Genomic DNA, 22,327 nt, shown 5'->3' with positions numbered 1-22,327 from the left:
TTAAATTGTTAAAGAGCTTTACTTGTTGAGCCTTCCTTTTAGTAAGGAGCCTCTCGAAGTGGACGGCCATTCTAGCGGATTAGATTCCAGTGTCAAACACTTTTTCCAGCTAATTTTTCAAAGCATCTTAAATGCTTATCACCGTCTTGTTACTCAGTTCAAACCGCTTGGTTATCCTTGGCAACGGAGGCGCATTATAGAGAGAATAATCCTTTATACAAGGCTAAAAACGAAAAAAAGCCGCCACCGGCGACCGTTCGAACACTATTCACACAAAGCGTTTAAAATAGGTACGATTAAGCCTTAATTTCGGCCAATCGTACCTACCGTTCTTACTTCAACTATTGGTGAGCAATAATGCGGTCGTTGTTTACTAATAGCTGCACTTTCTTATCTGGATTAATTTTTCCTGCCAGTATCGCTTTCGCTAACGGGTTCTCGACACTTTGTTGAATCGCTCTTTTCAAAGGTCGTGCACCATATACTGGATCAAAACCAACTTGAGAAATTAACTTGAGTGCTTTATCCGAAACTTCAAGCTCATAACCATTGTCTTCCATTCTCTTCTTAAGGTGCTCAAGCTGAATAGCGGCTATCGACTGAATGTGCTCTTGACCCAATGGATGGAACACCACGCTTTCATCAACTCGGTTCAAAAACTCAGGACGGAAATGTTTACCTACCACTTCCATCACTTCATTCTTTATTCCTTGGTAGTCGAGCGTATTGAAGTTCTCTTGAATTCTCGAAGAGCCAAGGTTGGATGTCATGATCACTACCGTGTTTCTAAAATCGACTGTACGACCTTGTCCATCAGTTAAGCGTCCATCATCAAGCACCTGCAATAAGATATTGAAAACATCAGGATGCGCTTTCTCTACTTCATCTAGCAAAATCACTGAATAAGGCTTGCGACGCACTGCTTCTGTTAAGTAACCACCTTCTTCATATCCAACGTAACCCGGAGGAGCACCAACCAAACGAGCAACAGAGTGTTTCTCCATAAACTCAGACATGTCGATACGCACCATTGCATCGTCACTATCAAACATGAAGTTCGCGAGTGTTTTACACAACTCCGTTTTACCAACGCCAGTTGGACCAAGGAATAAGAAAGATCCAATCGGCTTGTTTGGATCAGATAAACCTGCACGGCTACGACGAATCGCATTCGATACCACTTCGACTGCTTCCGCTTGGCCAATAACTCGCTTATGTAGAACACCTTCCATGTTAAGAAGCTTCTCTTTCTCGGCTTCTAGCATTTTAGAAACAGGTATGCCTGTTTGCTTCGATAGCACGTCTGCAATTTCTGCATCAGTGACCTTATTACGCAGCAGCGTCATTTCTTGCATTTCAGCTTGAGTCGCAAGATCTAACTGCTTCTCTAATTCTGGGATTCGACCGTATTGCAATTCAGACATTCGGTTAAGATCACCAGCACGTCTCGCAAAATCCATATCCATACGAGCTTGTTCTAGCTCTGACTTGATGTGTTGCGTGCCAGAAAGCGCGGCTTTCTCTGCATTCCACACTTCTTCAAGCTCTGCGAAATCTCGTTCTTTGTCAGAAAGCTCTTCTTGTAATGTTCGAAGGCGTTTTTCACTGGCTTCATCATTTTCATTGGTAAGAGCTTGCTGCTCGATCTTCAATTGAATGATTTTACGCTCGAGCTTATCTAGCGACTCAGGTTTTGAGTCGATCTGCATACGGATACTCGAAGCCGCTTCATCAATCAGATCAATCGCTTTATCCGGCAGTTGACGATCAGAAACGTATCGATGAGATAGTGTTGCTGCAGCCACGATTGCTGGGTCGGTAATTTCTACATGATGATGAAGTTCATAGCGCTCTTTCAAACCACGAAGAATCGCCACCGTGTCTTCAACCGTTGGTTCATCGACAAGCACTTTTTGGAAGCGGCGCTCTAACGCTGGATCTTTCTCTATGTATTGACGGTATTCATCAAGAGTCGTTGCGCCAACACAGTGGAGTTCACCACGAGCCAACGCTGGTTTTAGCATGTTACCGGCATCCATAGAGCCTTCACCTTTACCAGCGCCGACCATAGTATGAATTTCATCGATGAAGAGAATGATATTGCCCTCTTCTTTAGACAATTCATTGAGGACTGACTTCAAACGCTCTTCAAACTCACCACGATATTTAGCGCCAGCTACCAAAGCACCCATGTCTAATGAAAGTACGCGTCGGCCTCTTAAACCTTCTGGCACTTCATTGTTAATAATGCGCTGAGCCAAACCTTCAACGATAGCTGTCTTACCAACACCAGGTTCACCGATAATGACTGGGTTGTTCTTAGTACGACGCTGAAGTACTTGGATAGTACGGCGGATTTCGTCATCTCGGCCAATTACCGGATCCAGCTTGCCTTGCTCCGCTCTTTCAGTCAGATCGATGGTGAACTTCTCTAACGCTTGGCGTCGGTCTTCGGCATTTGGGTCATCAACTTTTTGACCGCCACGAACCTGCTCGATAGCTTGAGATAATTTTTGCTCAGTAAGACCTAGCTCTTTAAGCAGGTTACCTAAAGGGCCTTTATCTTCAATTGCGGCAAGTAGGAAGACTTCCGAAGAAATGTATGTGTCTTGACGCTTTTGTGCGACCTTGTCACATAGGTTGAACAAAGTACCCATTGCATTCGACAGTTGAACATCACCACCGATACCACTTACTTTCGGTACACGGTCTAATATTTCGCTTAGCTTTGAACGCAATTGAACCACATCAATATTCAGCATGGTGAGCAATGGACGAATTGCACTACCATCTTGATTAAGCAAAGACACCATTAGGTGCACAGGCTCTATATATTGGTGATCACGACCTAATGCGAGCGACTGAGCATCAGATATCGCAATTTGGAATTTACTAGTGAATCGATCGAGACGCATGCCAACCTTCCTACTCTTAGATATGTTTATCTTATGGTTAGAAGATGGATACGGTAACGCGGATTTTCAAGGGATAAGAATGAAGAATAGAGCTGTTATAAAAATATAAATGAGCTGGATGACTGGTTGCACTAGTTAAAGGTTACTCTAACCAAATAAAAGTAGCTTGGCGTCCAGTAATACCATCACGACGATAAGAATAGAACGCATCGGCATCAGCGAAGGTACATAGATTAGAGTCTGTCACAGAAGTTACACCAACTTTGTTCAGTCGTTGCGTTGCAAGCTGATACATATTCGCTAGCCATTTGCCTGGTTCAGCTTTGGCTTCAAATGCGAGCTTAGCTTGAGAGTCAAAACTAACGAAAGCTTCCAACACATCATCGCCTACTTCAAAAGCTTGTTTGCCTATTGCAGGACCAAGCCAAGCAATGATCTTATTCTCTGAACCTAAGTTTGAAAACTTTGCGACGGCATTTTCAAGAATGCCACCAGCAAGACCACGCCAACCAGCATGAACTGCAGCAACTTGAGTGCCTTTGGTATCAGTAAGGATTACAGGTAAGCAATCGGCTGTCATCGCAGAACAAACAACATCTTTAGCTGTGGTAAATGCACCGTCAGCATCAAGAATATCTGCCGTAGGGTGTAAAACCGTAACGACATCTGTTGAGTGAGTTTGATGTAGCCATACCGGAGCGGCAGGCATATTAGCGTGTTGCTTGAGCCAGGCTCTGTTGTTTTCAACAAGCGAAGCATCATCCCCAACATGCGTACCTAGGTTTAATCCTTGATACGCACCAGTAGAAAAACCATCAAAACGTGTCGAAGCAAATGCTTTCACGTTTTTTGGTGCATTCCAGTTAGGGATGATCATCGACATGATTAAATGTCGTCTTCCAAGTTTTCGCGCGCATCAACACGTAACGCTTCAGCCATCACGACCATGTCATTTGGCACAGGAGCGTGGAACTCAACTTCTTCACCTGTAATTGGGTGAACAAATTTAAGCATAACGGCGTGCAGTGCTTGGCGATCAAAAGAACGAATCATTGTTGTTAGTTCTTCAGATGCACCTTTTGGAATACGAGCACGACCACCGTATGCAACGTCACCTAGCAGCGGATGCTGAAGGTATGACATGTGAACACGAATTTGGTGAGTACGACCCGTTTCTAGGCGTAGACGAATACGAGTATGCTCGCGGAAGTGCTCAGCAACACGGTAGTGAGTTACCGCTGGCTTTCCTAATTCATTTACATCCATCAAGGTACGCTTAGTTGCATGACGGCTAATGCCTTTCTCTACCACACCACCAGCGGTCATTTTGCCAATTGCAATTGCTTCATATTCACGAGTAATACGACGCTTAGCAAGAGCACGCACAAGACGAGTTTGAGCTGGAACCGTTTTAGCCACAACCATAAGACCTGTTGTGTCTTTATCAAGACGGTGCACAATACCTGCACGAGGCACTTCTGCAATCTGTGGGTAATGGAAAAGCAATGCGTTTAGTATGGTTCCATCCGGTGTGCCTGCGCCTGGGTGTACAACCAGATCGCGAGGCTTATTGATAACCAATAAGTCATCATCTTCGTAGACAATGTTTAGAGGAATATCTTGTGCTTCCCAGCGCTCTTCATCTGCAAGTTCAGCTTGCAAGATGATCTCTTCACCGCCCAAAACCTTAACGCGCGGCTTTGTAATAACTTCGCCATCCACTTGGATTTTGCCGTCAAGAAGCCACTCTTTAATGCGAGAGCGAGAAAAATCGGTAAATAGTTCAGCGACAGCTTGGTCTAAACGTTGACCTAACTGGCTGCTTTTTACTGTGTCTGTTAATGTGATCTGCTGAGCCATATCGAACTTTTTTAAAAACCGTGAGACTAATACCCATTAGTATGGATAAAATAGAATAATTGCATCATTGTATCTGTTACTGGTTAGAAAGTAACGGAAGCTTACGAAATATTTAATTCAAGGAATCGACGCCTGACATGAAACACCTTACTTTATCGGGTCTATTAGCCGTATCACTCTTGGTTGGTTGTTCAAGTAGTGAAGAGATAGTGCCAGATGTACCACCATCGGTTCTCTACTCTGACGCTCAAGAATCACTGCAGAGCGGTAGCTGGCTTTCAGCAATAGAAAAGCTAGAAGCCCTAGACTCACGTTACCCATTCGGCGCCTATTCTGAGCAAGTACAGCTCGATCTGATTTACGCTTACTACAAAAATGATGACTTGGCACTTGGCCTCGCTACCATTTCACGTTTCCTACGTTTGAACCCAACGCATGAGAAACAAGACTGGGTTCTTTACATGCGCGGCTTAACGCACATGGCGCAAGACCGAAACTTCATGCACGATATTTTTAATATCGACCGTAGTGACCGAGATCCTGAACCAGTGAAACTTGCGTTTGCTGACTTCAAGCGACTACTCGAACGTTTCCCTAGTAGCCCTTATGCTGAAGATGCACAAAAACGCATGTTCGCACTTAAGAACCGCCTAGCAGAGTATGACTTAGCAACCGCTGATTTCTACCTACGCCGCGAAGCTTGGATTGCTGCGATCAACAGAACGCAAGAGCTGCAAAAAACTTACCCAGACACCATTGCTGCGCGTAAGTCTTTAGATATCCAGCTAAAAGCTTATCAACAACTCGGCCTAGATGACGCTGTGTTAAGAACAGAAAAGTTGATTGAGTTAAACCCACTACCTTAATCAAACCTCTTACATCTCAATCCTAAAAGCGCGCTAATTTACTAGCGCGCTTTTTTTCATCTACATATTGCAAACTTGATGGATCGCATAATACACGGTATCTTCAAAAGATAACTTTTAACAAAACATCAACATGGAGTGTGGATGTGAGTAGGTTGTTATTATTTATCTGGATATCGCTATTTAGCCACTTATCCTACGCATTAGAACTGTCTCCATTAAGCAATAAGCCTTACATGGGTGACTTGGATGTGCTCAAAACCAAAGGAACGGTTAGAGTGCTAGTGTCTGCCGATCTTGGTTTCTATTACATCGAGGATGGCAAGCCAAAAGGCATCGTGGCAGAAATGCTCTACCACTTTGAGAAAAGCCTTCGTAAGAAACATCCCTATCTCAATGTTCAAATCATCCCCGTGCAACGAGATGATCTACTTCCCTCTTTAGAGTCTGGCTATGGTGATGTCGCTGTCGCTAACCTAACGATCACCGATAAACGATTACGAACCATCGATTTTTCGGATCCGATGATTAAAGATGGTAAAGAACTCATTATCACAGGGAAAAAGGCCGAACCTATCACCGAAATCAAGCAATTGAGTGGCAAAGAGGTGTGGATACGAGCAAGCTCGAGTTACTTCGAGAGTGTACAAAGAGTTAATAAGGAGCTTAACGAGCTAGGTTTACCACCACTGCATGTCCACTTTATCGAGGAGTCATTACAAGACTACGAGCTGATAGAACTGGTTAACCAAGGTTATATACAAGGCACAATTCTGGATAACCATAAAGCCAAGCTCTGGATCGATGTAATGGAAAACATTCAGGTCCATAACGACTTACCTTTACGAGAAAATGGTCGTATTGCTTGGGCTTTAAGAAAAGACAGCCCTCAACTGAAGAAAGAGATAAACAAATACGTCAAGACCGCACGAACAGGCACCCTGCTTGGGAATGTCATCTACCAGAAATACATCGACAATACTCGCTGGTTAGGCCGAGCACTCAACCCCAATAAAGTAGACCGAGTAGCTAAACTCTCAGATGTCTTTGAAAAGTATTCGAGCAAGTATGAATTTGATCCTTTGATGATGTCAGCTCAAGGTTTCCAAGAATCAGGACTGGATCAGAGCCGGATTTCTCATCGCGGGGCTATTGGTGTGATGCAGGTATTACCGAGTACCGCCAAAGATAAAAACGTCAACATCAAGAACATCCATAAGGTGGATAACAACATCCATGCGGGTGTGAAGTATATGCGCTTTATCAAAGACCGATATTTTGACGACCCGGCAATATCACCCGACAATCAAATCTACTTTACCTTGGCTTCTTACAACGCTGGTCCTGCTAAGATCAGAAAGATGAGGAGCATTGCCAAGCACAAAGGTTACAACCCAAACATCTGGTTTAAAAACGTAGAAATCATCACTCGCAAATACGTGAGTAAAGAACCCGTAACCTATGTTGCCAACATCAATCGTTACTTCGTAATCTATAAACAATTACAAGCTATCAATGCTATCCGAGAGGACGGCACAGCGAGATTACTGAACACTAACGACTAGGATCGCCTCCATCCCAGAGCTGGGGAGCCAAAGGTATTAGGTAAAGCTAAAAAACACAAAAGCCGCATAAGAATACTTATGCGGCTTTTGTTTATCTAATTCTGAAGAAGCTTATGTAGCGACCTATATTACAAGACCTATATCACAAAACACTATTGAGTAAATTTCAATCAAGCACTTTCCATAGGCTGTAGGACGCCCCTAAAAACTGATTTAATTTTTAGCGAAGCCTTGCCTCCAAGTTATCGTTTTTCATAAGGATAACAAGCATTTTTCGCCAAAAAGATACTAAGACTTGCGTAAGATCACATTTGATTTTAATGCTTATCCCACCCAACCAAAACAAGATCTAGATCACATTCTTTATTCCTAAAAGTCGTAATCTGAAGTTAACCCATGAGGGATACAACAGAGGAAAACTTCTATGAAAATGAACATCACTGGTAAAAACATCGACATTACCTCTGCAATCCGTGATCACATAGAAAGCAAATTTAAAAAGCTAGATAAATGGCAAGTAGACATCATTGGCTGCCAAGCGAGCTTTAGCGAAGAACCAAACAAGAAGAAGAAATTTGAAGCGGTACTAACCGTACCAAAAGGCCAACTTGTTGCTTCATCAATCCATGACGACCTCTACGTAGCGATCAACGAAGTAGAACAAAAACTAGAGCGTCAACTCAACAAGCTACGCCATAAACCAGAAGCGCGCCGCGCTGAAAAGCCTGAAATCGAAGAGCTAGAAGCTGAAGTAGAATAAGGAAAGAGAACAGATTAAAAAATAGCGCCTCAGGGCGCTATTTTTTTGCTTGACGCTCGTAGCTCGCTTGCTTATTGTGTTTAAACATTCATAAAACAATCACTTTTTATGCACACTCAATCTTTGTTTATTTTTGACTTCTTTTTTCTTCCGTAAATCGGAGGCTAAGTCGTTTTAGAAAAACAAGTCAAAAACGAACAAGAAGCCTCCCACACTAGGGAGGCTTTTTTATAAGGACACATTTATGACTGACCGCTCAATTTCACTGGATGATATCCGCCTTCGTCTTAATGATTTAGACGACGAACTCCTGAAGTTACTTTCAGAGCGTCGCAAGCTAAGTATCGAAGTCGCTAAAAGCAAAGTAGAGACATCAAAACCAGTTCGTGATGCAGTACGAGAACAACAACTATTAGTTAAGCTGATCAACAACGGCAAAGATAAATACGAACTTGATGCGCAGTACATTACCAAGCTGTTTCACACCATCATCGAAGATTCCGTTTTACTACAACAGTCATACTTACAAAACCTAGCGAACCCGCAAAGCCGTAAACCATTGGCTCGCGTTGCATTCTTAGGTTCTAAGGGATCGTATTCTCACCTTGCGAGCCGCGAATACTTCAGCCGCAAGAATATGGAATTGATTGAGCTGAACTGTAATCACTTCAAAGAAGTCGCATCAACAGTAGAGTCTGGCCATGCCGACTACGGTGTCCTGCCGATTGAGAACACCAGCTCAGGTTCGATTAACGAAGTGTATGACCTACTTCAACACACAACGCTTTACATCGTTGGTGAGCTTTCTCAACCAATCGAACACTGCCTAGTGGCGAAAAGTGATATCCGTTTAGAAGACATCAAAACACTTTACTCGCACCCACAACCACATCAGCAGTGCAGCGAGTTCTTGAGCCGTCTTAAAGATGTAACCCTTGAGTCTTGTGCCAGCACAGCTGACGCTATGAAGAAGGTGAAAGATCTGGACGGTAATGACGTAGCTGCTATTGGTAATGCATCGAGCGGCAAGCTTTATGGACTTCAGCCAATTCAGGGTAACATTGCAAACCAAACAGAGAACCACACTCGTTTCATCGTTGTGGCGCGTAAGCCTGTTGAAGTATCGACTCAAATACCAGCGAAAACAACGCTCATCATGTCGACATCTCAAGAGGCGGGTTCTTTGGTAGAAACACTACTGATCCTGCAACGCTTAGGCATCAACATGACTAAGCTAGAATCTCGTCCTATCATGGGTAACCCTTGGGAAGAGATGTTCTATGTCGATTTAGAGGCGCATCTGGATTCAGATAATATGCAACAAGCGATAACGGAACTAACAGCCATTACTCGCCACCTTAAGGTGTTGGGTTGCTACCCAAGTGAGAACATCAAAGCGACTCAAGTTAAGTTGTCATAGCTGAAAGTGAGTATCAGCTTTTAGCTAACATAAGTATTTGGCCTACAGCAGGCCAAATACTTAAATCACCCTCTAGTCGAGTACTATTCTCGCTAAGAAAACTCACCCTAGCATGCCTGAAACACAATTCACTTGTTTCGCACATTCGGCACGCTTACTCTCTCCACTACTTGAGCCTTTCTAACAAAAACTCATTAGTGGCTTTTTTTATCAATAAAGACAAAACCTTACCCCCTTCACAGGAAATCATCGAACTACGTATAATTAATAGCGAGTAAGCATTAAGTAACATAAACTTATGCGCTTAATTTATAAATAGTGTTGTCATTAACTATGAAGCTAAGTACTAAAATCTTACTACTAATAGCCCCTGTGATACTGATCAGTACCGCGGCTTCTAGCTATATTATTTATTCGACGCAAAAAAGCAGTTTCATCAAACGCGAAGACAACGCACTTCAACTGAACATGGAAAAACTAGCCGGATACTTTCGCCAATCTCGTTCGTTCCTCAATAGCTACTCTTACACCTTGACCCAGAGTGATATGGTGAAGCGTTATTTTCTCACTGATCAAAATCTATCTCGCGATCTTGAACTGGTCAGTAATCTTCGAGAAGCCATTCATTTCCTGCAAGATGACGATGAAAGCTATACAGGTTTAGCGCTTCTTAATGGTGATCGAAAACTGCGTTATTACGCGGATAATAGCAATGACTCACGCACTCAGATTGACAGTAAGATATTGGAGTATGTTGACCTGCACTATCAAGACACCTTAGCAACATCGAGTACCAACTATATTCAAAACTCCCAAGGCGAAGGGATGTTGGTTCACTATGACAAGGTAGATAGAAAAGCGATTTTCCCAACCGTTAACAATCAACCCGACGATGTGTTCTTTGTTGTTGTCTCTGTCTCTCTCGACAAATTTAATGCGCTGAGAAAACAGATAGAGTTCGACTACCAAACCAGTTTATTCTTCACATCCATAGCGGTTTCTTTGGAAAATGATGTTACTCACTCAGTCAAGCTTGCACCAGAACTGTACGCCACGGTCGATCCGGCGCAATTCCTGTTGGAAAACAAGCTCGATTCAATTTGGAACAAGCTGAGTTTGTCGTTTGCACTGTCTGCGTTTGTAACTGTCGCTCTGCTACTCATGCTTCTGTCTCGCACTGTGATTACTCCAATAACACGGCTCGATCGACAGCTACAGCAAGTCGAAAAAAAACAACGTAAGAACATTGAACGCTTAGGCACTCGTGACGAGCTTGGCCGCCTATCACAGCGTTTTTATGACATGTATCAAGAGCTAGACAACACCTACCAGCAAACCAAGCTCTTGGCCGAAAATGATCAGTTAACTCAAATAGCCAATAGGCATCAGTTTCAAACCTTCGTTCAGCAATCGTTGCCAAAACCGAGTTCGAATACCGAAACCTGGGTTCTCTATTTTGACTTGGACAACTTCAAGTTTGTGAACGACAAATACGGGCATCAAATCGGCGACTCGATTCTGGTTTCTTTTGCTCAGCGTATTTCAGATATTTGTCGTCATTATAAAGAGGAATTCGACGCTCATTGTATGCCAGCCCGACTTTCTGGAGACGAGTTCGTTGTCTACATTAACGCTCCTAGTCACCGAGGAAATGTCGCGCATCGATTCTCGAACGATTTGCTCACTCCACTGCAAAAAGGCTTTGTCACCGAATCAGGCAGCTTTCCGATCACGGTCAGTATTGGTATTGCGACCTACCCTAATGATGGCAACTCAATCGAGAAGCTTCTGTCCAACGCGGATACCGCGATGTACCAAGCCAAGCGTGCCGGTAAAAACCAATTTGCTGACTATTCACGGGATTTAGACAAAGCCATTCAGCGCCAAGCAGACATTGAACGTGCGCTTAGAGGTAAGAATTTTGATGATGAATTCAGGCTCGTTTACATGCCCTACATGGATTCTACCGGGACTGATGTTATTGGCGTTGAGGTGTTATTACGTTGGAATTCAAAGCAACTTGGTTTGGTTCCACCGGATGAGTTCATTCCAATAGCCGAACAAACCGGGCTGTTCGAACATGTTGACCGCTGGGTAATACAGAATGCGTTTGCTTCATTCCATCGACTTCAGACTCAATTTGATCACTCGATTCAATTGTCGATCAACTTATCTTCTGCTGGCATTGAAACCACTCACCTTGCGGGTTTCATTAAAGAACACGCGGAGTTAAATCGAATTCCACCAAGCCTAATCGATTTTGAAATCACTGAAACCTTTTACTCAAACTCAGAAGGCTTCCCATTGCTGAATGAGCTGTCATGCATGGGTTATCGACTGGCGATTGATGACTTTGGTTCCGGTTACACCTCTATCACTCAACTGGTGCAGTATCCAACTCAGAAAATTAAATTGGATAAAGCGTTTTTGGATACCTTAATTGAAACCGATAACCAGAACATCGTAAAACCAGTTATCGGGTTGTGTCATGCTCAGGGGAAAAAGGTCACCGCCGAAGGGATTGAAACTCAAGACATGCACCAGTGGTTACAGGATGCACAGTGCGATATGCTGCAAGGCTATTACTTTGGTAAACCCATGCCACTAGAAGAGTTGAGTGACTGGTACCGACAACATCAACTCAATCTAATCGACAACAAAAAGAATCCGACACATGAAATCTGTAATCATCGCATCGCTGAACCCAGCTAAAATAAACGCCGTTAAAAGTGCGTTCTTATCTGCTTTTCCTGATACTGAATTTGATTTCAAAGGCATCAGCGTCCCTAGTGGTGTCGCCGATCAACCGATGAGCAATGATGAAACCTATCAAGGTGCCGTGAATCGAGTTCACAACGCAACTCAAGCTCAGCCTGATGCAGACTTCTATGTTGGTCTAGAAGCGGGAATAGAAACAAACGTCACCTTTGCCTGGATGGTGATCGAAACGAATGGCCAACGTGGCGAGTCTCGTTCAGCAAGTCTGATGCTGCCACCAGCCGTGCTTGAGAAACTAGAGCATGCAAACGAGTTAGGGGATGTGATGGATGAAGTGTTTGGTACCGACAATATCAAACAGAAAGGTGGTGCCATTGGCCTACTGACACATAACCAATTGTCACGCAGTTCGGTCTATCATCAAGCTTTAATTTTGGCTCTGATCCCATTTGTGAATCCTGAACACTTTCCTATTTAGTATTTGAGGCTTCCTTAAACTTCAAAAGATTCCAAGAACAATCTTCAGAAACAAAAAACGCTAACATCCAGTTAGCGTTTTTTATCGAATTCGTATTCATACTATCGCGTGATAGCTTAATTCCATTATTACTTTAGCAATAGGTCGGCGATCACGACTTTCTCTTGCTCAGATTTGGCCTTTAGCTCATTTGAGCCTCTGGTTATCGTCGCTACGCCTACGCCCAGCATTTGACTCACCTGTCGTTGAGACATATCGCCTTTCATCAGCTCACAGAAGATATTAATTCGAGCAACCAGAGCATCTCGCTCGTCTGGTGTCATCATCATAGTCAACAACAGCTCGTGCTGATCTTTTTCGACAGCCGTCTTTACCAAGTCCATCAGTTGTTGCCAATTATCATATTCAGGTTGTGATGCCATATCTCTACACTTACTTTTAAATTCTGACTTTAAAGAGTCGCTTAACGATTGAAAGCGTTTAACACTTTATACCGAAACACTTGATGCGATCCAATGTAAAAAGGCAGTAAGTGGAAATGGTTCGCACTCACTGCCTTTATTCTTACTCAGTTTCGGGCCAAATGCCGAAGGCTTAGTATTTCGTTTTTGCCTCATGGGGCGCTAAAAACGTCCCTTTCTCACCCAAGATATCTCGATAGTAGGTCTCAAACATCAAGATATTCTGAACGTAGCCACGTGTCTCTTTGAATGGGATCATTTCGATAAATGCAAAGGCATCGAGCTTTTCACCGCTGCGTGAACGCCACTGTTTCACACGGCTAGGTCCAGCATTATAAGCCGCAAACGCAAAGATACGGTTGTCATCATATTGAGCGAGTAAACCATCTAAGTAGTGACTGCCAATCTCAATGTTTTTGCCGACATCATAAAGATCATCGCTGCCCTGATACTTAATCTTATGTTTGTTCGCTGTGTATTGCGCCGTCTTGGGCATAATTTGCATAATGCCACGCGCGCCAACTGGAGAGCGAGCTTCTGAATCCATCGCACTCTCTTGTCTTGCTAAAGACATCAAAGTGATTGGATCGAGATCGTGCTTTTCAGCGTAGAAGTTAAACCACCACTTATGAGCAACAGGGAAGCGCAGCGCAATGTTATCCCACATCTTCGCAGAGATACTCGCTGTTACGGTAAAGTGATTCCAACGCTGTGTCGCAGCGTAAGCGGCAAGCATCTCTTTTTGCTCTTTATCTGCATTGGTCAGTAACCAGCGCCATTCACTTTTCGCTGCCGCAATTTTGTCTCGGTCAATCAGTTCACCAATACGCACCAAAGAGGTGTCGAATGGCTTCACTGTTTCAGCATTGTATTTAAGTGTCGATGTTGGATATTGAACTGGCTTACCTAACTGCTTAGCCGCAGCCACACTGTAGAAATTACGCTGACCCAAGATATCTGACAGTCGCTTATTGCCTTTGTCAGTATCGCCCGTCGCGATTTCAGCTCTGCCCTGCCAATATTGCCAACGAAGCGAAGCCTGATGTTTATCATCCAAGCGCGCTATCCACTCTTTCAAACCCGTCCAATCGGCATGTTGAATTGCTAAGCGAGCACGTCGTTCCAGCAGAACTTGCTTTGATGAACTCGCGAGCATTTTGTCGCGCCACACCATTAACTCTTCAGAGTCGGTGTTGATCAGACGAAACGTTAGGTAATCAGCGAGCTCTTGAGATTTCTCTTTCGAAAACTTCTGAGCCTTGATGACATCATCAAACACCTTTTGAGCACTGCTTGATGATTTCCTTGCTAGCTTCTCGAAAGCAAACTCGGTTTGAGCTTGGTAGAATTCATTCGCTGGATGTTTTTTAGCAAACGCGAGTACATTTTCAGGCTTGTTGTACAACGCCTTCATCTGCTTCGCTTGAGCAATTGACTCATCATGATCCAATTGCTTAATCAGATAGCTCATTAACTTACCGTTACGGCCCTCGAACGCTAGCAGCATTCTATCCAGAATCAGCTCATCAGTTCTTAGCCCAGCTTGATCCCAGCTTTTAAATAAAGGGTCACAAGCGTCATCAACACCACTACCACTCAACCAAAGTTGTTTAGCTCCTTTAAAGGCAAGCTCTTGGTTACCTTGCTCGTAATGCGCTCGATAATAAATACATTGGTATTTTTCACCGACAGGCTCTTTGGTTTGAAACTCAAGGATCGTCTTCCACTGTTTTTGAGAAGCCAATGAGTCCAAATAAGGTGCGCGCATTCGATTGGAGAAAGGCAATGCCTTGTTCTCTTCAATGAAAGCATCGACCTCAGCAGGTGTGCGATCACCTAAGCCAATCAGAAAGGCCCGATAATCTGTGTAAGGTGTTAAAGGGTATGTTTGAATTTTGTTACGCAGCGCGGAGTAAGCTTTTAGATCACGGCTGTCTAAAACATCTTGCGCTTTATCATAAACGTCACGCTGCATTTCAAGCTCGGATGCATTGCTAGCCATAGCGACCGGAGCCAGTGAAACCGAAGACAAAATTGCCGATGCAGCCACAGCAATTTTCGTATTACCAATGCGGAAAAACATTCGCTCTTTCCTTAGTGCGTGTATGAATACGTGAAGTCTATTTACGCCCGACATCACATCAAATGTAAAGGATTTGAGTGTAAATATTATTAATATTTAACACTTCGCCTCAGAAGCCCATTAAATATAGTTTTAATGACCAATGTGACAATAATAGGTAAGGATTAGTTCAAGAGTGGCTTTTCTGCCCTAGGAGTAACATCTTTGAGGATATTGGTATAAAATAGCAGACAATTTTGAACAATAATTAGGATCGATCGGCAATGGCTGAATACGTATATACCATGTCTCGGGTGAGCAAAACTGTTCCACCTAAGCGTCAAATTCTTAAAGACATTTCTCTTAGCTTTTTTCCTGGCGCTAAAATCGGTGTTTTGGGTCTAAATGGTTCAGGTAAATCTACCCTACTACGTATCATGGCTGGTATTGATACTGATATTGATGGTGAAGCACGTGCACAACAAGGCCTTAAAGTAGGTTATCTACCACAAGAGCCTGTGCTAGACGAATCAAAAACTGTTCGTGAAATCGTAGAAGAAGCGGTTTCTGACGTTGCTGACGCACTTAAGCGTATTGATGCGGTTTACGCAGCTTACGCAGAACCAGATGCAGACTTCGATGCACTGGCAAAAGAGCAAGGCGAACTAGAAGCTCTGATTCAAGCAAAAGACGGTCACAACTTAGAGACTGCTCTAGAGCGTGCTGCTGATGCACTTCGTCTTCCTGAGTGGGATGCGAAAATTGAATTCCTATCAGGTGGTGAGCGTCGTCGTGTTGCTATCTGTCGTCTACTTCTTGAAAAGCCAGACATGCTGCTTCTTGATGAACCAACCAACCACTTGGATGCAGAATCAGTAGCATGGCTTGAGCACTTCCTTGTTGATTACAGTGGTACTGTTGTGGCGATTACCCACGACCGTTACTTCCTAGACAACGCAGCTGGCTGGATTCTAGAACTTGACCGTGGTGAAGGTATCCCATGGGAAGGTAACTACACGTCTTGGCTAGAGCAAAAAGACGAGCGTCTTAAGCAAGAAAAAGCGGGCGAAAGCGCACGTCAAAAGACAATCGAGAAAGAACTTGAATGGGTTCGTCAAAACCCTAAAGGCCGTCAAGCTAAGTCTAAAGCTCGTATGGCTCGTTTTGAAGAATTGACAACTGGCCAATACCAGAAGCGTAACGAAACCAACGAACTGTTCATCCCGCCAGGTGAGCGTCTAGGTGATAAAGTTCTTGAAGTGAACAACCTGACTAAATCGTTTGGTGATCGCGTTCTTATCGACGACCTATCGTTCAGCATGCCTAAGGGCGCAATCGTCGGTATCGTTGGTGCCAACGGTGCAGGTAAATCAACACTATTCAAGATGCTAAGCGGTGCAGAACAGCCAGATTCAGGTACAGTTGAACTAGGCGAAACCGTTAAGCTTGCTTCTGTTGATCAGTTCCGTGACAGCATGGACGACACTAAGACAGTATTCCAAGAGATCTCTGAAGGCGCTGATATCATTAAGATCAACAACTTCGAAATCCCTGCGCGTGCTTACTGTTCTCGTTTCAACTTTAAAGGCAACGACCAACAGAAGATCATCGGTGAGCTTTCTGGTGGTGAACGTAACCGTGTTCACTTAGCGAAACTGCTAAAAGCGGGCGGTAACGTACTGCTACTCGATGAGCCTACCAACGACCTTGACGTTGAAACGCTACGTGCTCTTGAAGAAGCACTGCTTGAATTCCCGGGCTGTGCAATGGTTATCTCGCATGACCGTTGGTTCCTTGACCGTATTGCGACCCATATCTTAGACTACCGTGATGAAGGTCAAGTTAACTTCTACGAAGGTAACTATACTGAGTACACTGAGTGGCTTAAGCAGACTCTAGGCGCACAAGCGGCAGAGCCGCACCGTATCAAGTACAAGCGTATAGCTAAGTAAATAAGCTTGTATTTTGAACAAAGGCCGCGATAATAGCGGCCTTTGATATATCTGGCTTACGTGTAATGCATCGATATAGAGAGATTACTTATGGTTGAAAGACGTCAATTTTCACGAGTTATTTATCAAGTCCCGACTGAGATCTCACAAGGACACGTAAATGTATCAGGCTCAGTGCAAGACTTATCACTCCATGGTTTACTCATTCAATGCAATGAATCAAAACAACTTAGCCATGATGTCCCTGTTCAAGTGAGCTTTAAACTCGAAAACAGTGATATCAATATTCAGTTAGAAGCAACGATAGTCTCTACCATCAATACCTCAATGCGTTTACGCATAGAGCATTTAGATATTGATAGTATCAGCCACCTTAAGCGCCTTGTTGAGCTTAATGTTGGTGACGATGACCTGCTTTATAGAGAGATCGAACACCTTACCGACTTAGGCAAGGAATAATATCTCCATTACCCTTTTTCTATTAGAAGCATTTAGTTAATACAGAACCATGTCTAAAAAAGTGTCCATTACTATTCCCTCCAGTCAGGGGGAACAGACGTTTTACTTCGGCCGTAAAGCCGTGCTCATTTGCACTACTGCCATTTTTTCAGTACCGCTATTGATTGGCGGAGCGGCGTACATGCACTTCGAGAGTAAACAAGAACTCGCACTGCAAGCGGGTGATGCCCAACAGTTGATTGAAACACTGATTGTTGAAAAAGAACAAACAGAATTTCTTTATGCTGAGCAAGTAGAAACCAACCATTCGCTATCGCAAACACTGACCGAGAAAGAAGGCACGATTCAACTGCTTGGTAAGCGTGTATTCGATGTGGAATCAGTACTGGGGCTTGCTGATGAAGATCTGCTTACCGATGATATTTCTTTAGAAGATCGCATTGATGCGGCTGCAGTCGATTCAGCAGTAAGAGCCACAATGTTCCGCTTGATTCCAAACGACAGTCCGATGGCTTATCAACGTATATCTTCTTCTTATGGTAGCCGCACTAACCCTATTTCAGGGAAACGCCATGTACATACTGGTATCGATTTAACGTGTAAGCGTGGTGAAGATATCTTAGCACCAGCAGATGGTGTGATTGAAACCGTACGCCCAAGCAAGAAAGGCTTTGGTAACTTTATCACCATGCGCCATTCATTTGGCTTCATGAGCTCTTACGCGCATCTGCAAAAATTCAAAGTTCGCAGCGGTCAGTTTGTCAGTAAAGGTGATGTGATTGCGAGCTGTGGTAACTCAGGTAACTCAACTGGGCCACATCTGCATTATGAAGTACGCTTCCTTGGTCGCTCATTGAACCCTCAATACTTGATGGATTGGACACCAGAAAACTTCAATTACGTGTTTGAGAAAGAGAAAAAGGTGAAATGGGGCCCACTCGTTCAGCTGATTGATAACGTGGTTCGCTTGCAGATCAACCTAACTAACGTGCCTTACATCAGTTCAACTATCGACACAGTATCCAGCGATGATAACCGAGTATCGAACGAGAATAACAAAGAGCCTATCGTGACTAACTAGGTTTGTTCGTTTGGCCCATGATGATCCAAATGCATTTCGCCTACTATAGGCCAGATGCAATATCGGCATTCAACACAAACAAAAAGAGCGACCAAATGGTCGCTCTTTTTTATTTTTCAAACCACACTATTAACCGCGATGAATCGAGTCATGTGCTTGTTTTAACAGGCTTTGGCTCTCTTGTAAAAATTGTTGTGAGTAGTCACCAAACCAATCACTCACTTGGTTGAAGCTCTCAACAAACTTAGCCTTATCTTTGCCATCTAGAATTTCTAACGCTTCTCCGAAACAGCTATGGAAGCGTCGGATCATCTCAATATTCTCATCCGAAGAAAGAATGATATCGCCGTACAAGTTCGGGTCTTGAGCAAACAGACGACCAACCATCGCAATCTCAAGTCGGTAGATTGGCGAGCTTAGTTTCAGAAGTTGATCAATGTTCGGGTTCTCTTTACTCAGGTGCAAGCCGTAAGCAAAAGAGGTGAAGTGACGAAGTGCTTGAATCAAGGTCATGCCGTGATCGTGTTCAGCTGCATCCATCTGGCAAAGGCTCGCGCCCCAAATACCAAATTGATTCAGTAGCCATTGGTAACTTTCAGAACCACGACCATCACTGTAAACAATCACCTGCTTAGCAAGGCTAGGAACATCAGGGCCAAACATTGGGTGCAATCCAACTACTGGGCCTTGATGCATGTTCATCATTGCTTGTAGAGGTTTAGATTTAATTGACGTCAAATCACATAGAATACAATCGCTTGGTAGATTACCTAGCTTCGCAATCACACCTTCCGTTAGGTGAATTGGAACCGTAACAACCACAAGCCCAGCATTATCTAAGATTTCGTCGGCCTTATCCCAATCTTGGCTGCCAAGGATTTTTACTTCGTAGCCAGACAGTTTGAACATACGACCAAACAAGCCACCAAGTTGACCATTACCACCAACGATAACCACTGAACGTAACTCTGGGTTAAGACACTTAAAGCCAGAATCTTTCTCGCTGGCATAAGACTCACGCATAGTACGACGCAAAATATCTTCGATTAACTGTGGTGGAACCCCTATTTTCTCAGCTTCTTGACGACGAGATGCCAGCATCGCAGCTTCACGCTCTGGTACATAAATAGGTAAACCATGTTCACTTTTTACTTCGCCTACTTTCTCTACTAGAGCAAGGCGTTGAGCCAGTAAATCCAACATTTGTTTATCGACAGCATCGATTTGGTCGCGTAATTCGTTCAGTTCAACGGCCATTTTATTCCTTACTAATCTATAAGCCCGTGCCAATCTATAAGCCCACAATCACGTAGGTTCGCTAGCAACAGATCTTAAAATGCCCCATTAGATGAGGCACTTAAATTTAAAACTCTGACTAACCTTTCAAGCGGTTCTCTAAGAACGGGACTAATTCCGTATGTGCATGTTTCAATAGTGCCTCAGTTGAATCCCAATTGATACACGCGTCGGTAATAGAAACGCCGTATTTCATCTCATTGAGAGGTATATCCGAAGATTGGTTTCCTTCGTTAATATGGCTTTCAATCATCAGGCCGATAATCGACTTGTTGCCTTCACGAATTTGGTGAATCACATCTTCTGCAACTAAAGGTTGGCGACGGAAATCTTTACGAGAGTTCGCGTGGCTACAGTCGACCATTAGCGCTGCCTCTAAACCAGATTTACCCAGCTCTTGCTCACATTCGTGTACCGATACTGAATCGTAGTTCGTCTGCTTACCGCCACGTAAAATCACGTGACCATTTGGGTTACCTTGCGTTGTTAGTAGTGCAACCTGACCTTCGCGGCTGATACCCATGAAACGGTGGCTAGAAGAAGCCGCCTGCATTGCGTTGATTGCAGTGCCTAGGTTGCCATCGGTGCCGTTTTTAAAACCGATTGGCATTGAAAGACCACTTGCCATCTCACGGTGAGTTTGAGATTCAGTCGTACGAGCGCCAATAGCCGCCCAGCTGAAGGTATCTGCTAGGTATTGCGGGCTAATTGGGTCTAATGCTTCAGTCGCTAGTGGGATTTCCATCTCAGCGAGTTCAACAAGTAGTTCACGACCAACATGCAGACCATGCTCAATATCGAAAGTGCCGTCTAGATGTGGGTCATTGATCAAACCTTTCCAACCGACAGTGGTACGAGGTTTCTCAAAGTAAACACGCATAACAATATACAGTTGATCGCTAAGTTGCTCAGATAAGGCTTTTAGGCGTTTCGCGTACTCTTTCGCAGCTTCAATGTCATGGATAGAACATGGGCCACATACAACAAGCATGCGATGATCTTTCTTATGAATGATGTTTGCGATAGTTTGACGAGACTCTTGAATGAAACGACGAGCATTATCACTCAAAGGCAGTTTTGCTTTTAACTCCTCAGGAGTAATCAGTACCTGTTCGTCGATGATATTGACATTGCTTAATTCACTTTTCTGCATAACTCAACCTGTATATTTATTTTTACACCCAACATTTCCATTTGGGCTAACAATCTTTAAAAACACAATAACAGCTAAAAAAACGATTGCAAGTGTAAACAATAAAAAACATTAACTGTAAATTTTATATTACACATTAAATTTGGCTCACTCTAAGAGATAAATAGGTTTAAACCATGGATCACACATACAAAAAAGGCGATATTTATCATATCGCCTTATCTAAAATTATTATGTGTTTATTTATCACTCACTGCCTAGCATTCGCTTAATCGTCTCTGAGGTCCCTTTCCACCTAGCATCCGAGTGAAGTGTCGACAAATCAAAGCTGTGTTTTTTAAGCAATGAGTTGGCTAAAGGCACCTCTTGAATCGCTAAGTTATCCAGAGCTTCAATTTGTGCATCTCGTTTATTACACATCAACACCATGTCACAACCTGCATTCAAGGCCGCTTTCGCTCTGTCGGCTGGTCCACCCATTATGGCAGCGCCTTCCATCGTTAAATCATCAGAGAACACCAAGCCTTTAAACCCAAGCTGCTGCTTCAATACTTTCTGCAGCCAATACTGTGAACCGCTCGCAGGTTGATCATCATAGTGAGAGAAAACCACGTGAGCTGGCATCATGGCATCCAATATTCCAGCTTCAATTTGCGCCTTGAAGATTGCCATGTCTGTTTCAAAGATGTCGTCTCTAGGGTCATATGGCGTCTCTAAGTGTGAGTCAGCAATCACGCCACCGTGTCCAGGGAAGTGCTTGCCTGTCGTCGCCATGCCAACCGACTTCATGCCTTTGATGAAAGCGCTGCTATGACGAACAATAGTATCAATATCTTCGCCAAACGCTCGGCTACCAATCGCTTTACAGTCATGGCCTTTGTCTAATACTGGCGCAAAGCTCAGATCGATATCGTGGGCAATCAATTCTGCCGCCATCAGCCAGCCAGCCTGTTCTGCTAAATGTTCACCGTTATTCTTAGTCGCGAATTCTTGAGCAGCTGGGATAATTGAAAAGCCATCGCGGAAGCGCTGAACTCGACCACCTTCTTGGTCAACACCAATCAAAATAGGACGTTTCGCTACCTTACGAATTTCTTTGTTTAACGCCGATAACTGTTTGCTATCGTGGTAGTTTCGAGCAAATAAGATGAGACCACCAACAGTTGGGTGCTCTAAAATTTCTTTGTCTTCCGCAGTCAGTTCGTAGCCTGCAACATCAACCCACAACGGTCCCATATTTATCCCTTATTAAACCTAATTTCATAAACTTCCCGAGGTTAT

Annotated in this window: 17 protein-coding genes and 1 other annotated feature; of the genes, 9 read left to right on the top strand and 8 right to left on the bottom strand. The window is 43.7% G+C overall.

Annotated features, from left to right (window positions below; translation table 11 throughout):
• Positions 1-341: 341 nt before the first annotated feature.
• The 3 genes from clpB to rluD all read right to left on the bottom strand — a co-directional run bounded on the left by clpB (position 342) and on the right by rluD (position 4,775).
• Entirely contained in the window at positions 342-2,915 is a 2,574-nt protein-coding gene (gene clpB / locus AB4585_RS02140; protein ID WP_017062851.1) for an ATP-dependent chaperone ClpB, read from the bottom strand.
• Positions 2,916-3,057: 142 nt separating this feature from the next.
• Positions 3,058-3,798 (bottom strand): peptidoglycan editing factor PgeF, encoded by a 741-nt coding sequence (gene pgeF, locus AB4585_RS02135; RefSeq protein WP_372169283.1) that lies wholly within the window; start codon positions 3,796-3,798, stop codon positions 3,058-3,060.
• 2 nt (positions 3,799-3,800) lie between these two features.
• Positions 3,801-4,775, bottom strand: coding sequence for a 23S rRNA pseudouridine(1911/1915/1917) synthase RluD (gene rluD, locus AB4585_RS02130; RefSeq protein WP_017059364.1), 975 nt, complete (start codon positions 4,773-4,775; stop codon positions 3,801-3,803).
• Between the two features lie 137 nt (positions 4,776-4,912).
• On the opposite strand from rluD, the gene AB4585_RS02125 reads away from it, so the two are divergent.
• The 6 genes from AB4585_RS02125 (at position 4,913) to yjjX (ending at position 12,582) form a co-directional block, all read left to right on the top strand.
• A complete protein-coding gene (locus tag AB4585_RS02125) occupies positions 4,913-5,641 on the top strand; it encodes an outer membrane protein assembly factor BamD (RefSeq protein WP_017059363.1) in 729 nt (242 codons plus the stop codon).
• Positions 5,642-5,781: 140 nt separating this feature from the next.
• Complete coding sequence (locus AB4585_RS02120; RefSeq protein WP_372169282.1) at positions 5,782-7,206, top strand: transporter substrate-binding domain-containing protein; 1,425 nt, start codon at positions 5,782-5,784, stop codon at positions 7,204-7,206.
• A gap of 424 nt (positions 7,207-7,630) precedes the next feature.
• Entirely contained in the window at positions 7,631-7,966 is a 336-nt protein-coding gene (gene hpf / locus AB4585_RS02115; protein WP_004735034.1) for a ribosome hibernation-promoting factor, HPF/YfiA family, read from the top strand.
• A gap of 110 nt (positions 7,967-8,076) precedes the next feature.
• Positions 8,077-8,198 (top strand) — a sequence feature (Phe leader region).
• Positions 8,199-8,210: 12 nt separating this feature from the next.
• A complete protein-coding gene (gene pheA, locus AB4585_RS02110; protein ID WP_372169281.1) occupies positions 8,211-9,386 on the top strand; it encodes a prephenate dehydratase in 1,176 nt (391 codons plus the stop codon).
• 333 nt (positions 9,387-9,719) lie between these two features.
• Positions 9,720-12,098 (top strand): bifunctional diguanylate cyclase/phosphodiesterase, encoded by a 2,379-nt coding sequence (locus AB4585_RS02105; RefSeq protein ID WP_017059360.1) that lies wholly within the window; start codon positions 9,720-9,722, stop codon positions 12,096-12,098.
• A complete protein-coding gene (gene yjjX, locus AB4585_RS02100; RefSeq protein WP_017059359.1) occupies positions 12,061-12,582 on the top strand; it encodes an inosine/xanthosine triphosphatase in 522 nt (173 codons plus the stop codon). The genes AB4585_RS02105 and yjjX overlap by 38 nt, the downstream gene beginning before the upstream one ends.
• A gap of 128 nt (positions 12,583-12,710) precedes the next feature.
• Here the strand turns inward: yjjX and trpR are convergent, their stop codons facing one another.
• Positions 12,711-13,004, bottom strand: a complete 294-nt coding sequence (gene trpR, locus AB4585_RS02095) for a trp operon repressor (RefSeq protein ID WP_017059358.1) — start codon at positions 13,002-13,004, stop codon at positions 12,711-12,713.
• Between the two features lie 172 nt (positions 13,005-13,176).
• Positions 13,177-15,126 carry a murein transglycosylase gene (gene sltY / locus AB4585_RS02090; RefSeq protein ID WP_372169280.1) on the bottom strand — a complete coding sequence of 650 codons (1,950 nt, stop codon included), beginning with the start codon at positions 15,124-15,126 and terminating at the stop codon, positions 13,177-13,179.
• Between the two features lie 263 nt (positions 15,127-15,389).
• Here sltY and ettA point away from each other — a divergent pair, with 263 nt between their 5' ends.
• The 3 genes from ettA (at position 15,390) to AB4585_RS02075 (ending at position 18,597) form a co-directional block, all read left to right on the top strand.
• On the top strand, positions 15,390-17,057 hold the full coding sequence (gene ettA / locus AB4585_RS02085; RefSeq protein ID WP_017056147.1) for an energy-dependent translational throttle protein EttA: 1,668 nt from the start codon (positions 15,390-15,392) through the stop codon (positions 17,055-17,057).
• Between the two features lie 90 nt (positions 17,058-17,147).
• A complete protein-coding gene (locus AB4585_RS02080; RefSeq protein ID WP_372169279.1) occupies positions 17,148-17,516 on the top strand; it encodes a PilZ domain-containing protein in 369 nt (122 codons plus the stop codon).
• A 49-nt stretch (positions 17,517-17,565) separates the two neighbouring features.
• Positions 17,566-18,597, top strand: a complete 1,032-nt coding sequence (locus tag AB4585_RS02075) for a M23 family metallopeptidase (RefSeq protein WP_372169278.1) — start codon at positions 17,566-17,568, stop codon at positions 18,595-18,597.
• Positions 18,598-18,726: 129 nt separating this feature from the next.
• On the opposite strand, the gene tyrA is transcribed toward AB4585_RS02075, so the two are convergent.
• From tyrA to nagZ, 3 genes are all read right to left on the bottom strand, one after another.
• Positions 18,727-19,854, bottom strand: a complete 1,128-nt coding sequence (gene tyrA / locus AB4585_RS02070; RefSeq protein WP_017056144.1) for a bifunctional chorismate mutase/prephenate dehydrogenase — start codon at positions 19,852-19,854, stop codon at positions 18,727-18,729.
• A 118-nt stretch (positions 19,855-19,972) separates the two neighbouring features.
• Entirely contained in the window at positions 19,973-21,046 is a 1,074-nt protein-coding gene (locus AB4585_RS02065; RefSeq protein WP_017059354.1) for a 3-deoxy-7-phosphoheptulonate synthase, read from the bottom strand.
• 246 nt (positions 21,047-21,292) lie between these two features.
• Positions 21,293-22,282 carry a beta-N-acetylhexosaminidase gene (gene nagZ / locus AB4585_RS02060; RefSeq protein WP_372074527.1) on the bottom strand — a complete coding sequence of 330 codons (990 nt, stop codon included), beginning with the start codon at positions 22,280-22,282 and terminating at the stop codon, positions 21,293-21,295.
• Between the last annotated feature and the right edge of the window lie 45 nt (positions 22,283-22,327).

Origin of the sequence: Vibrio sp. 10N.222.49.C9, from assembly GCF_041474985.1 — a bacterium.
GTDB classification, from domain to species: Bacteria; Pseudomonadota; Gammaproteobacteria; order Enterobacterales; family Vibrionaceae; genus Vibrio; species Vibrio crassostreae_C.
Note: the sequence above shows the minus strand (reverse complement) of the source record. Positions and strands in the feature narration are given on the sequence as shown.

Coding starts and splice junctions, on each gene's coding strand:
- pgeF (WP_372169283.1), bottom strand. CDS start 3,798: ATGTCGATGATCATCCCTAACTGGAATGCACCAAAAAACGTGAAAGCA.
- sltY (WP_372169280.1), bottom strand. CDS start 15,126: ATGTTTTTCCGCATTGGTAATACGAAAATTGCTGTGGCTGCATCGGCA.
- rluD (WP_017059364.1), bottom strand. CDS start 4,775: ATGGCTCAGCAGATCACATTAACAGACACAGTAAAAAGCAGCCAGTTA.
- AB4585_RS02080 (WP_372169279.1), top strand. CDS start 17,148: ATGGTTGAAAGACGTCAATTTTCACGAGTTATTTATCAAGTCCCGACT.
- clpB (WP_017062851.1), bottom strand. CDS start 2,915: ATGCGTCTCGATCGATTCACTAGTAAATTCCAAATTGCGATATCTGAT.
- hpf (WP_004735034.1), top strand. CDS start 7,631: ATGAAAATGAACATCACTGGTAAAAACATCGACATTACCTCTGCAATC.
- tyrA (WP_017056144.1), bottom strand. CDS start 19,854: ATGGCCGTTGAACTGAACGAATTACGCGACCAAATCGATGCTGTCGAT.
- AB4585_RS02065 (WP_017059354.1), bottom strand. CDS start 21,046: ATGCAGAAAAGTGAATTAAGCAATGTCAATATCATCGACGAACAGGTA.
- AB4585_RS02075 (WP_372169278.1), top strand. CDS start 17,566: ATGTCTAAAAAAGTGTCCATTACTATTCCCTCCAGTCAGGGGGAACAG.
- AB4585_RS02125 (WP_017059363.1), top strand. CDS start 4,913: ATGAAACACCTTACTTTATCGGGTCTATTAGCCGTATCACTCTTGGTT.
- nagZ (WP_372074527.1), bottom strand. CDS start 22,282: ATGGGACCGTTGTGGGTTGATGTTGCAGGCTACGAACTGACTGCGGAA.
- trpR (WP_017059358.1), bottom strand. CDS start 13,004: ATGGCATCACAACCTGAATATGATAATTGGCAACAACTGATGGACTTG.
- yjjX (WP_017059359.1), top strand. CDS start 12,061: ATGAAATCTGTAATCATCGCATCGCTGAACCCAGCTAAAATAAACGCC.
- ettA (WP_017056147.1), top strand. CDS start 15,390: ATGGCTGAATACGTATATACCATGTCTCGGGTGAGCAAAACTGTTCCA.
- AB4585_RS02105 (WP_017059360.1), top strand. CDS start 9,720: ATGAAGCTAAGTACTAAAATCTTACTACTAATAGCCCCTGTGATACTG.
- pheA (WP_372169281.1), top strand. CDS start 8,211: ATGACTGACCGCTCAATTTCACTGGATGATATCCGCCTTCGTCTTAAT.